Source organism: Pseudomonas sp. W2I6 (assembly GCF_030815935.1).
GTDB lineage: Bacteria > Pseudomonadota > Gammaproteobacteria > Pseudomonadales > Pseudomonadaceae > Aquipseudomonas.
Window position 1 is genome coordinate 5,969,167 of record NZ_JAUSXJ010000001.1, and the last position, 12,585, is coordinate 5,981,751.

Sequence of the window (12,585 nt, forward strand, 5' to 3'; positions counted from 1 at the left end):
TTATTCCCGCGATGCTGCCCGACTGGCTCCGGGCAGCATCAATTCACAAAGCCGCGCCTTCAAATAAAAGCAAACTTTTTAATTTCTTGTACAACGTCAAAAACCACATATAGCTTCATCGTTACAGCAAAAACATACTACAACGCCAGCAGAATCCTCCTACGCCTCCTGACTAGATAAATCTAAAACCAGCGCCTAGCCTAGTTTCTGTCACAATCATTTTGTGTGACAGCCATTTAACTTAATGAAATGGAGAGCTGATATGAAGGCAATCGTTCTTGAGTCAAAAGCACTGGCAGCATTCGCATTGATTGGAATGCCTAAATAAGTCGTTGATGACAAGCTGGGTTGTACGCCAACCCAGCCCTAAGAACGGGAAGAAAACAATGCACATAAATCCCAACTTATTTTTCTTAACCAAATCACAACATCTGATCATCTGGAACTACAAAACTCATGAGCAATTTGAATTAGATCGCGCGCACTCGCAGCGACTGCTAGAACTAATATACGACCTTTCGCTTTATAACCCTGAGTTTGAGATCGACTCGACGTTCACTCACCATGCAATTATTCAACAAGGTGCGCCAACGTTAGATAACCAGTGGGGGTGGGATGACTTGTCGAGGATATTCCACATCGGTACAAAAGACTTATCAGACGCTGATCAACCTACAGACAGCGTCAGTTGGGCAGCTCATTATTTGGCCCACTGCCAGGGCGTTATGCGCAAGAGTCCTCCTGACTCGAATCGGTTCGCCCATCTCCAATCAGAAGACTTTATCAGTCTGCCGCAACCCTCACCAAACGAATCTCTCAGAACATACCCGTTACTGCAACACACGTTAATTAAGCGAAAAACCTGCCGCACCTATTTAAACAAAAGCATTTCTTTAGAAGACCTGAGTACGCTGCTCTACCTGTCTCTAGGGCACTTAAAAGAACGCCTGCAAGACACCTCACATTTAACGCCCCCCTCTTTCCGCGCTAGACGAAGCAGCCCGTCAGGTGGTGGATTAAGCTCCAGCGAAGGTTATGTGTATGCGTACAACATAAGAGGCGTAAATCCCGGACTTTATTATTACCACCCGGAGTTACACGCACTCAGGCTGATTCGTCGACTACAAGAGCCTCTTGGAAACTACCTTAACGGCCAGCACTTCATCGACAATCTTCCCTTTGGTATTTTCATTACATCACGATTCGACAAACTGTGGTGGAAGTACCCACACTCCAGAGCCTACCGAGTTGCCCTGATAGAAGCCGGCCACATCTCACAAACAGCTCAGCTCATTTCAACCGCCATGGGGCTTAACACTTGGATTTCCTCCGCTCTCAACGACACCAAGATCGAGAAAGCCCTTGGCATACAGGACCTTAAAGAGCAGTTGGTTCTTTTCGTAGGCGCCGGTTACAGCGACGGTCAGATTTTCAGCGATGAATTCGAAAAGCTTTTGAGTACTGATTGAGGCCTTGGCGATGCAGCCTTTTACAGCATGCCCTTGGAAGAGAATGACTCCACCTTTATTGATTGAATTCTCGCCACCCAAGGCTAATATCGGTTTTTGGCACCCCACCGGAAATAAAAACAATGTCTGAGTCTTCCTGCTCGCCCTTACTCGGCAGCGAGATAAAACGCCACCAACTCTCACGCTTCATCCTCATCACTTGCATCTCACTTATCAGCTTCTTCCCGATCAACATCCTGCTGCCCTCCTTCCCCGCCTTGGCTGAAAGGTTCGATACACCCACCGCCGATGTGGCGCTGTCCATCAGCCTGTTCACCCTGGTTTTTTCGATTTCCCAACTGGTCGCCGGACCGCTGTCGGATAAATGGGGCCGCAAGGAAGTCCTGCTCGGTTGCATCACGCTGTCGATCCTGGGTGCGATAGGTTGCGCATTATCGACGGACTACCTGAGCTTCCTGCTGTTTCGCTCGATCCAGGCCATGGGTTGCGGCTTCTTCGTACTGGGCCACGCGTTAGTGGAGGACCTGTTCGAAGAACAGGATCGAGCCCGTGTGCGCCTCTACTACATGACCCTGAGCGGCTCGTTCGTCGCCTTGTCACCGCTGATCGGCTCCTGGTTGCAAACCACCTTCGACTGGCAAGGCAGTTTCTATGGGTTCGCACTGATGGCGTCGGGCATGTTGATCCATGCGTTCTGCATACTGCCCTCCAAGTCCGCCAGCCCGCACCGCACGCAGGTGTCGATCATCGGTACGCTGAAAGATGTCGCAACCAATCGCGACTTCCTGCGTTACTGGTGGATCGCCGCGTTGGTGTTCGCCTGCTACTTCGCCTTGATCAGCGTGACACCGTTGATTTTCATGGACTCGCTGAAACTCTCCGAATACCAGTACGCACTGGTACTCATGGTGTATGGCGTGGCCTATCTGCTCGGTGGCTTGGCGGCGTCGTATCTTCAAAAACGCATCTCGCTGTCCCGGCAAATCAACATCGGCCTTGGATTGCTGCTTGTCGCAGGCGTGCTTCTGATGCTGATCGTCGGTCTTGGAGCTATCACCACCATCACCCTGCTGATCCCGATGCTGATCAGCGCCCTGGCCGTGACCCTGGTACGCCCCGCCGCGATTTCTGCGGCCATGTTGCTGTTCTCCAGCAGCGCCGGCACCGCCGCGTCGGCCGGCAACAGCATCATGTTCATCACCGCCGCCGTCAGCAGCGCCGCCCTCGCCCAAGCCGGGGCAAACCTGCTGATGACCATCGCCATCAGCTTCATCGTGTTCAGCGTTTGGGGCGTGGTGACGAACGCCCGGGTCGGTCGCTGACCATGAAACTTGCACACCCACACGTCTCGTAAGCGCTATCTACACGCTGGCGGCCATTCCCTCCGGCCGCCAGCGGTGTAGAATCGGACCTATTCATCGCCAGTCATCCCCCGGCGGGTTTATGAGCTCGAGGCCCAAGCAAGCGGCGATCCCGCGACGCGAGTGGCAACTTCCGGACACACGGCCATTTTTCGGGTGTTCCAGTCGTCAATTAGAAGCTCACTCCCCTTTAGTACTTGATTAGCCGCCCGGAGTGCTCCAATGCCTGATTACCGCTCGAAAACATCCACCCACGGCCGCAACATGGCCGGCGCGCGCGCACTGTGGCGCGCCACGGGGATGAAAGATGACGACTTCAAGAAGCCGATCATCGCGATTGCCAACTCGTTCACCCAGTTCGTACCCGGCCACGTCCACCTCAAGGACCTGGGCCAACTGGTCGCCCGCGAGATCGAACGCGCCGGCGGCGTGGCAAAAGAATTCAACACCATCGCCGTGGATGACGGCATCGCCATGGGCCATGACGGCATGCTGTATTCCCTGCCGAGCCGCGAGATCATCGCCGACTCCGTGGAATACATGGTCAACGCCCACTGCGCCGACGCCATCGTGTGCATCTCCAACTGCGACAAGATCACCCCCGGCATGCTGATGGCCGCTCTGCGCCTGAACATCCCGGTGATCTTCGTCTCCGGCGGCCCGATGGAAGCCGGCAAGACCAAGCTCGCCTCCCACGGCCTCGACCTGGTGGATGCCATGGTCATCGCCGCCGATTCCAGCGCTTCTGACGAGAAGGTCGCGGAATACGAGCGCAGCGCCTGCCCTACCTGCGGTTCGTGCTCCGGCATGTTCACCGCCAACTCGATGAACTGCCTGGTGGAAGCCTTAGGGCTCGCCTTGCCGGGCAACGGCTCGACACTGGCCACCCACAGCGACCGCGAGCAGCTGTTCCTGCAGGCCGGCCGCACCATCGTCGAGCTGTGCAAGCGCTACTACACCGAGAACGATGAGTCGGTGTTGCCGCGCAACATCGCCAACTTCAAGGCGTTCGAAAACGCCATGACCCTGGACATCGCCATGGGCGGTTCCACCAACACCATCCTGCACTTGCTGGCCGCCGCCCAGGAAGCCGAGATCGACTTCGACCTGCGGGACATCGATCGTCTGTCGCGCCACGTGCCGCAACTGTGCAAAGTCGCGCCAAACATCCAGAAGTACCACATGGAAGATGTGCACCGTGCCGGCGGGATCTTCTCGATCCTCGGTTCGCTGGCCCGTGGCGGCTTGCTGCACACCGACCTGCCGACCGTGCACAGCAAATCATTGGCCGAAGGCATCGCCAAGTGGGACATCACCCAGACCACCGACGAAGCCGTGCATCACTTCTTCAAGGCAGGCCCGGCCGGCATCCCGACGCAGACCGCGTTCAGCCAGTCGACCCGTTGGGAAACCCTCGACGACGACCGTGAAAACGGCTGCATCCGCAGTGTTGAGCACGCCTACTCGAAAGAAGGCGGCCTGGCCGTGCTGTACGGCAACATCGCGCTGGATGGCTGCGTGGTGAAAACTGCCGGTGTCGACGAGTCGATCCACGTGTTCGAAGGCCGCGCCAAGATCTACGAAAGCCAGGACAGTTCGGTACGCGGCATCCTCGCTGACGAAGTGAAGGAAGGCGACATCGTCATCATCCGTTACGAAGGCCCGAAAGGCGGCCCGGGCATGCAAGAGATGCTCTACCCGACGTCGTACCTGAAATCCAAAGGCCTGGGCAAAGCCTGCGCCTTGCTCACCGACGGCCGCTTCTCCGGCGGTACCTCGGGCCTGTCCATCGGCCACGCTTCGCCGGAAGCCGCTGCGGGCGGTGCCATCGGCCTGGTGCAGGATGGCGACAAGGTGCTGATCGACATTCCGAACCGTTCGATCAGCCTGTTGATCAGCGATGAAGAACTGGCGGCACGCCGGGTCGAGCAGGACAAGAAAGGCTGGAAGCCGGTGGAGAAGCGTCCGCGCAAAGTCACTACCGCGTTGAAGGCTTACGCCCTGCTGGCCACCAGTGCCGACAAAGGTGCTGTGCGTAACAAGGCGATGCTTGACGGTCTGTAAACCTCGCCCATAAAAATGCCCCGCCATGTGCGGGGCATTTTTTTGCCTGGTTGAATCAGAACTGCGGCGTATAGGTCATGGTGAACATCACATTACGCGGATCGCCATAGTAGTTGCTGCCCCAGGTCGCGTTGTACGCAGGGATGTAGTACTTCTTGTCGAACATATTGTTCAGGTTCGCCGCCACGGTGAATTCCTGATTGATTTTGTAGGCCACCCGCGAATCCCAGAGGGCGTTGCCCGGCACACTGAAGTTGCGGTCATAGGATTCAGTGCTGCTTTGCGCGGTAACGCCGGCGCCGACGCTGACTTTCTCCCAGTCACCCGGCAACTGGTAATCACCCCACACCTTGAGCAGGTGCTTCGGGGTCCAGGTGCTGAAGATCTTGCCTTCGTAAGTATTGTCCTTGAGGAACTTGGTGGTGTTGTAGGTGTAACTGGATGCCAGTTGCAGACCAGGCAGCACCTCACCGCTCAAGGTGGCTTCAAAGCCCTGGCTGCGGACCTTGCCCGACGCGACCGAGCAGTACCAGCCACCACAATTCATCGGCCCTTGCAGGTCCTGCACGCCACGGTTTTCCTGGTCGTAGCGGAAGATCGCAAACGAGGTATTGAGACGACCATCGGCCAATTCACCTTTGAGGCCCAGTTCGTAATTCTTGCCCTCGATAGGCTTGAGCATGCTGCCGGACGTAGTCAGGTTGGTCTGGGGTTCGAATGCATCGGCATAGCTGGCGTAGGCCGACCATTGGTCATTGAGGGCATACACCAGGCCTGCGTACGGCGTGACCCGGCCAGTGGTCTGGGTGGTGCTTTGAGTAGGGGCGTCGTACACACCCTGGAAACCGCTTTGGTCGATATAGGAAAAGTCATACCAACTGGTACGGGCGCCAACGATCAGGGTCAGCGGGTCCAGCAACTGGACGCGCCAAGTGCCGTAGATGCCTTTCTGGCGAATGTCATACCAGTTCTTTGACCCGGAGCCGTCCTGGAATAATTGATATTTGTCGCGCTGCACACGGTTGTGGTCGATGTTGAAGATATCCGCACCGTCGGTGGCATCCCGGGCGTACAGGTCGTGGGTCGTAAGCTTCGAGTAGTTGGCGCCCAGCACGAGTTCCTGGCGGAACCCAAGGGTCTCGAACTTGCCGTTGACGTAGACGTCCACCCCACGGCTCTTGTTGTTGAAGTCGGTGACCCAGTCCACATAACGCACGTTGCCGGTGCTGCCCGGATTGGGGATCTCGTCCCACGTCGCCTGATAAGTGGCGTCGTTGTGTTCATCCATGGCCACCACGGCGGCTTTCAGTTTCCAGTCGTCGTTGAAGCGATGTTCCAGGTCGGCGAACACTTGGGTCTGGTTGTTGACGCTACGGTTCCAGCTGGCACCGACAAAGGTCGAGCGCGCAAGGCCGATGTCGCTGCCATTGGCATAACGCGGCAAAGACATGAAGTTCGGGCGAGAGTGACCTTTCTGGTTGCTGATGCCCACGCCGACGGTAGTGTCGGGGGTGAAGTCGTAGTCGACGGCGGCATACACCGTCTGGTTCCAGCTGCCGGCGTAGTCGACAAACGAGTGGGTGGTGTCGTAATCCGCCACAAAGCGGCCGCGCAACGTGCCCTCGGCGTTCAGCGGGCCGCCGGCATCGACTTGGGTGCCATAGTGGTCCCAGGAGCCTGCCTTGGCGGTGATGGTGACTGTCGGCGCCTCCTGGCCGCGCTTGCGCACCAGGTTCATGGTGCCACCGGGGCTGTTGGCGCCCTGTAGCAAGGCGGCTGGGCCGCGCAGCGTCTCTACACGGTCGTAGATCGCCATGTTTTCAGTGAGGTAGCTGCCCAGCGCGTAGGTGTTACGCGGGATGCCAACACCGTCGTATTGCAGGGTGCCCACTTCGAAGCCACGGGAAAAGATGAACATGCCGGGGCCGGGTGATTTGGTCGCCGTCAGGCCCGGGGTGCGCTTGACCACTTCGGAGAGCTTGGTGGTGTTCTGGTCATCCATCTGCTTGCGGGTCATGACGCTGACCGATTGCGGGATATCCTTGAGTTTCTGCTCACCCTTGCCGATGGTCACCGCGCCGGTGGTGTAGGAGCCGGTGCCTTCGGTTGTCGTCCCAAGCTGCTCGGCGCTGATGGTGGTTGCGCCCACTTCAAGGGCTGTGCCTGATGCCACACGCTTTTCCAGGGTCACGGTATCGGCGTTGATAAAGGCCGCACTCAAACCCGTTCCCGCGAGCAACCGCGCCAGAGCGTCCCGTTGCCCCAGGCTGCCACTGACGCCGGGCGATGCCACACCTTGGGTCAACTCACTGGGCACCAACACCTGAACCCGCGTCACCGCCGAAAACGCCGCCAATGCGCCATCCAGGCTTTGTCCCGGAATATCGAAGCGGTAGGTCTGGGCCTGAGTGGTCTCGGCGGCCTGCAGAGACAATGGCGCAGTGCCGCAAGCCAAGGAAATGGCCAGCGCCAGCAAGGGCCGTGCGGCGAATCGGTGTGCCATGGGTGATGCTCCCCGGTGCAAAAATCAGTGAACGGGCGCGGCACTACTTGAGAGTGCTTACTATTTACGCCTCAGTGATCAAGGACGATGGCTTGGGGAGAAACCCTGAAAGATTTTTGAAAAAGATTCGCCTAGGACGCTTTGCCTTCGCGCAACACCAGCAAATACGGGGTGTAATGCTCGGCACGCAGGTTGAGGGTGTATTCCAGGGCCTTGATGACCGCGTCAGGTTTATCGATCTCGAATACGCCGGACACCACGCGATCGCGCAATGCATCGCCAAACACCAGGGTCTTGCCCGGCCAGTAGCGATTCAGTTCGGCCACCACTTCAGACAGTGGCTGCTGGCGAAACACCAGTTGCCGCTGGCGCCAGGCAAACCCGCTGGCAGGGTCGAACGCGTGGACTGCGGCCAAGCGTTGATCCTGATACTCCACCGCTCGCCCCGGCTCCAGGTACACCGGCTCACCCACGCCGGAGCTGACCTGAACCTTGCCCTGGGCGACTTGCACCTGAGTCTGCGCATCGCGGCGAGCAACGCTGAACTGCGTACCCACTACCTTCACCCAACCGTCACCGGACTGCACCACGAAAGGCCGCGATGGATCCTTGGTCACGCTGAAAAATCCTTCGCCCCGCAACAGGCGAACCTGGCGTTCACCGGCGCTCATGCGGATCTGCACAGCGCTGTCGGTGTTGAGTTGCAGCTGCGAGCCGTCCGCCAGTTCCACGGTGCGCGACTCGCCGGTGCCGGTGGCGTAGTCAGCCCGCAGGCGATCCAGCCATGGCGTGTTCTGCAGCGTCAGGCCGACGGCCAGCAACATAGCGGCAGCACAGGCCCAACGGCGCGCCGGCTTGCGCCAGGCCGCTTGCTCGGCCCGACGAATCACCCGCGCTGGCTCGCGCAGGCCACCCAGCATCGCCTGGACTTCCTGCCACGCATCATCCTGGGCGGCACCCTGCCCGAGCCATGCGGAAAACGCTTCGATTTCAGCCGCCGTGACGTCTTCAGCCTGAAGACGGAAATACCAGCCGGACGCTTCGGCAAACAACTCGTCGGCAGTGGGTGCGGCGCTCATGACCGGCGTCCTTGTTCATCACAGGCCAGTCGCGCCTTGATAAAGGCACGGCATTCGATCAAGGCCCGACGCAATTGGTATTCCACACTGCGCGGGGTGATCGACAGGCGTTCGCCAATCTCGCGGTAGGAAAGTTCGTCGACATGATAAAGCAGGAAGATCTGCCGAGTCGCTTCGGGCAGCGCCAGGATCGCGTCCTGCATCAGTTGCTCCTGTTGATAGGCAGCCAATTGCTCGTCGGCACTTGGGTTGCTGCAGGGCAGTTCTTCGCTGGGTTCGCCGGCATCCAGGCGCTCGCGGCGGATGGCCTGGCGCTGGTGGTCGCGCACCAGGTTACTGGCGATGGTGAAGAGGAAGGCCGGGAGGTTGTCGATCTTCTCGCCGGAGTCCAGCCGGGCCAGGCGCAGGAACGATTCCTGGGTCAGGTCGGCGGCCACCTGGGCACTGCCGGTGCGGCGGGTGACGAAGGCTTCGAGGGCCTTCTTCTGCTCCGCGAACAGGCGCGCGATCTGCGAATTCCAGGAGAGCACAGCACTACCTTGAGAAGAACGGGATGTTCAGGAAGTGCGCACGCTAGCAGAGGATGAGATTGGCTCGCAATTGATATCTATTTTTGCTGGGGTTTTGCAGTGCTGCCGACGGCCTCATCGCGGGCAAGCCCGGCTCCCACATGGACCGAGTTGCCTGAGCGAACTCGGTCCATGTGGGAGCTGGCTTGCCTGCGATGGCCGCGCCTCGGTCTTACTGAATCTCGTCCGGCTTGACGATCACCCAGTTTTTATCCGCCGTCACCGGCAACCCTTCCTTGGCCTGGGCCGCAGCGTGCTTGGCCATCATGCCGTTGAGCTGGGTCATGTATTTGTCTTTACGGTTGATCCACAGGTGGATGCCGCCCTTGGCCACGTCCACGTCATGGAACAGCATGTAGCCGTCACTGGTCGGCGTGTCGCCACCGACGATCACCGGTTTTTTCCACTCGTCGATGTAGGTCAGGATCGCCGCGTGCTTGCCGGCCATCCAGGTGGCAGGGGTCCACAGGTACGGGGTCAGCTCCAGGCCGAGGTTGGCCTTCTCGTCATACTTGCCGGCGGCAATCTGCTTGCGGGCGGTGGTCAGCTCGCCGGTCTTGCGGTCCTTGAGCAAGGTGGTCACGCCGATGACGTTCTCGGGTTTGACGTTGTAGCCGTACTTCGGATCGGCCGCGACCATGCGCACCAGTTCCTCGGACGCGGCGGTCATCACGTAGACCTCGATGCCGTTTTCCATCAGCTTGTTGAACAGCTCAGCCTGGCCGGTGAAGACCTTCGGCGGCTGCACTTCCATGTTCTTGACCACGTCACCGTCGTAATAGGTGACCGGCACCGGCTTGCCCGACGCCATCATCTCGTCGACGTAACCCTTGAGCTCCTTGAGGGTGAAGCCGGAGAAAATCTGCGCCACCCACGGGTAGCAGACCATGTCGTCGACTTCGCAGAGGCGGTAGTAGTAGCTGAAGAGGCTTTCCTTGTGGTCGGCGGTGTCTTTGAACGGGATCAGCTTCAGGGAGGGGTCCATGGTGTCGCGGGTGATCAGGCCCTTGTTTTCCAGGTACGGCAGCAATGACTCTTCAAGGTCGTAGCGGTAACTGGTGTTGTCCATGTCGAACACCGCGAAGTTGCCCTTGTTGGCATTGGCGGCAATCATCGTGTCCAGTTGCTTGGCGGCAGCCGCAGGCCAATGTTTCAACTCGGTGGCGGCAAAGGCCTGGCTCGCGAGGCCCAGGCACAGCGCGGCGGCAAACAGTTTCGGCGCTAGCTTCATGTGCGTTTTCTCCCTGAGTGAAAGACATCGACGCTAACAAATCTGTATGACAGTTATCGCCCGAGCGCGACCGCTTTCGTCGTGATCGCGCCAATGCCATACGCCTGGGCGTCACCCGCTTATTCCAAAAACGACAGTCACCATGCGATAACGTTATTAAATCAATATATTTCAAGCTGTTAGGCTTGCCGGTTCGCAATCGCAGGCTCCTGCGATTGGCTGCCTTCTCAACGGAGCTTCAATGAATCTGCCCCTGATTCTCAACTTACTGGTGTTCGTGGCCTTGCTGCTGGGCCTGGCACAAACCCGCCGAACCAACTGGAGCCTCGCCAAGAAGGTGTTGTTTGCGTTGGTACTCGGCGTGATCTTCGGTGTGGTGCTGCACGCGATCTACGGTGCCGGCAACCCGGTGCTCAAGGCCTCGATCGGCTGGTTCGACCTGGTCGGCAACGGTTACGTGCAGTTGCTGCAAATGATCGTGATCCCGCTGGTGTTCGCCTCGATCCTCAGCGCCGTGGCCCGCCTGCATAACGCCTCGTCCCTGGGCAAGATCAGCTTCCTGACCATCGGCACGCTGCTGTTCACCACGGCAATCGCGGCGCTTATCGGTATCGGCCTGACCAACCTGTTCGGCCTCACCGCCGAAGGTCTGGTGGCCGGCACCCAGGAAATGGCGCGCCTGCAAGTGATCCAGAGTGATTACGCGGGCAAGGTCGCCGACCTGAATATCCCGCAACTGCTGCTGTCGTTCATCCCGCAGAACCCGTTCGCCGACCTGGCCCGGGCCAAGCCGACGTCGATCATCAGTGTGGTGATCTTCGCTGCATTCCTTGGGGTTGCCGCGCTGCAACTGCTCAAGGATGACGTGGAAAAAGGCCAGAAAGTCCTCAACGCCATCGACACCCTGCAAGCCTGGGTGATGCGCCTGGTGCGCCTGGTGATGAAGCTGACCCCGTACGGCGTATTGGCGCTGATGACCAAAGTGGTCGCCAGTTCCAACCTGCAAGACATCATCAAGCTCGGCAGTTTTGTGGTGGTGTCGTACCTGGCCCTGGGCCTGATGTTTGTGGTGCACGGCCTGCTGCTGTCCCTGGCCGGGATCAACCCGCTGAGGTTCTTCCGCAAGGTCTGGCCGGTACTGACGTTTGCCTTCACCAGCCGCTCCAGCGCCGCGAGCATCCCGCTGAGCATTGAAGCGCAGACCCGTCGCTTGGGGATTCCGCAGTCCATCGCCGGCTTTGCCGCCTCGTTTGGCGCGACGATTGGCCAGAACGGTTGTGCCGGCCTTTATCCGGCGATGCTGGCGGTGATGGTTGCGCCGACCGTGGGTATCAACCCGCTGGACCCGCTGTGGATCGCAACACTGGTGGCGATTGTGACCTTGAGTTCGGCCGGTGTGGCGGGCGTGGGCGGCGGTGCGACGTTTGCCGCGCTGATCGTGCTGCCGGCGATGGGCTTGCCGGTGTCACTGGTGGCGCTGCTGATTTCGGTTGAGCCGCTGATCGACATGGGCCGTACCGCGTTGAACGTGAACGGTTCGATGACGGCGGGGGCGATTACCAGCCAGATCATGCAGCAGACGGATAAAGAACTGCTCAATGCCGATGAGCATGCGGAATTGGCGCAGGCCTGACAGACCGCTATCGCAGGCAAGCCAGCTCCCACATTGAACCGGTTTTTTCAGTAATACTCGGTCAACTGTGGGAGCTGGCTTGCCTGCGATGCTCTTAGGCTTTTTCCCAGACTTCGAAGTTGTAAGCCGGCTTATCACCCTCTGCCGCATTCTCGACATTCGACACCAGCTTCCACTGGTTCAAATCAAACTCGGGAAACCACGCATCCCCGTCCGGGCTCAACGCCACCCGCGTCAAATACAGGCGATCCGCCTGCTCCAGCCCCTGGGCATACAACTGCGCGCCGCCGATCAGCATCAGCTCATCCACGCCCTGCGCCTTGGCCCATTCCTCAGCCCGCTCCACGGCCGCGTCCAGTGACGGAAAAACTTCCGCACCTTCCAGCGCCAGATCGGTCTGACGGCTGACCACAATGTTCAACCGGCCCGGCAACGGTCGCCCCAGGGAATCCCAGGTCTTGCGCCCCATGATGATCGGCTTGCCCAAGGTGGCGGCCTTGAAATATTTGAAATCCCCCGGCAAATGCCAGGGCATGCTGTTGTCGACGCCGATCACACGGTTTTCACCGAGGGCTGCGATCAGGCTTAAAGGGAGAGTTTTTTTCATGGCGACGAGAATACCAGAGCCGCGCGCGGCATACCCCAACCGGCGTTCCAGCGGTTATGCTCCAGACTC

9 protein-coding genes are annotated in these 12,585 nt (G+C 58.9%); 4 read left to right on the top strand and 5 right to left on the bottom strand.

Annotated features, from left to right (window positions below; all coding sequences use genetic code 11):
- Positions 1-386 precede the first annotated feature (386 nt).
- The 3 genes from QF039_RS27660 to ilvD all read left to right on the top strand — a co-directional run bounded on the left by QF039_RS27660 (position 387) and on the right by ilvD (position 4,894).
- The gene (locus QF039_RS27660; RefSeq protein WP_307521713.1) at positions 387-1,469 is read left to right on the top strand and encodes a SagB/ThcOx family dehydrogenase; all 1,083 of its coding nucleotides are present in this window, start codon (positions 387-389) and stop codon (positions 1,467-1,469) included.
- A 122-nt stretch (positions 1,470-1,591) separates the two neighbouring features.
- Positions 1,592-2,791, top strand: coding sequence for an MFS transporter (locus tag QF039_RS27665; protein WP_307521715.1), 1,200 nt, complete (start codon positions 1,592-1,594; stop codon positions 2,789-2,791).
- A gap of 261 nt (positions 2,792-3,052) precedes the next feature.
- Positions 3,053-4,894, top strand: coding sequence for a dihydroxy-acid dehydratase (gene ilvD, locus QF039_RS27670; RefSeq protein WP_307521718.1), 1,842 nt, complete (start codon positions 3,053-3,055; stop codon positions 4,892-4,894).
- A gap of 55 nt (positions 4,895-4,949) precedes the next feature.
- Here the strand turns inward: ilvD and QF039_RS27675 are convergent, their stop codons facing one another.
- The 4 genes from QF039_RS27675 to QF039_RS27690 all read right to left on the bottom strand — a co-directional run bounded on the left by QF039_RS27675 (position 4,950) and on the right by QF039_RS27690 (position 10,276).
- Positions 4,950-7,397 (bottom strand): TonB-dependent receptor, encoded by a 2,448-nt coding sequence (locus QF039_RS27675; RefSeq protein WP_177020249.1) that lies wholly within the window; start codon positions 7,395-7,397, stop codon positions 4,950-4,952.
- 131 nt (positions 7,398-7,528) lie between these two features.
- Positions 7,529-8,476 carry a FecR family protein gene (locus tag QF039_RS27680; RefSeq protein WP_177020250.1) on the bottom strand — a complete coding sequence of 316 codons (948 nt, stop codon included), beginning with the start codon at positions 8,474-8,476 and terminating at the stop codon, positions 7,529-7,531.
- Positions 8,473-9,006: an RNA polymerase sigma factor gene (locus QF039_RS27685; protein ID WP_177020251.1), complete on the bottom strand. Its 534-nt coding sequence runs from the start codon at positions 9,004-9,006 to the stop codon at positions 8,473-8,475. The genes QF039_RS27680 and QF039_RS27685 overlap by 4 nt, the downstream gene beginning before the upstream one ends.
- 211 nt (positions 9,007-9,217) lie before the next feature.
- A complete protein-coding gene (locus QF039_RS27690) occupies positions 9,218-10,276 on the bottom strand; it encodes a haloacid dehalogenase-like hydrolase (protein WP_256344258.1) in 1,059 nt (352 codons plus the stop codon).
- A 241-nt stretch (positions 10,277-10,517) separates the two neighbouring features.
- Between QF039_RS27690 and QF039_RS27695 the strand changes: the two genes are divergently transcribed.
- Positions 10,518-11,909 carry an L-cystine transporter gene (locus QF039_RS27695; RefSeq protein ID WP_003213804.1) on the top strand — a complete coding sequence of 464 codons (1,392 nt, stop codon included), beginning with the start codon at positions 10,518-10,520 and terminating at the stop codon, positions 11,907-11,909.
- Positions 11,910-12,003: 94 nt separating this feature from the next.
- On the opposite strand, the gene QF039_RS27700 is transcribed toward QF039_RS27695, so the two are convergent.
- A complete protein-coding gene (locus QF039_RS27700; RefSeq protein WP_307521725.1) occupies positions 12,004-12,516 on the bottom strand; it encodes a dihydrofolate reductase in 513 nt (170 codons plus the stop codon).
- Positions 12,517-12,585 lie beyond the last annotated feature (69 nt).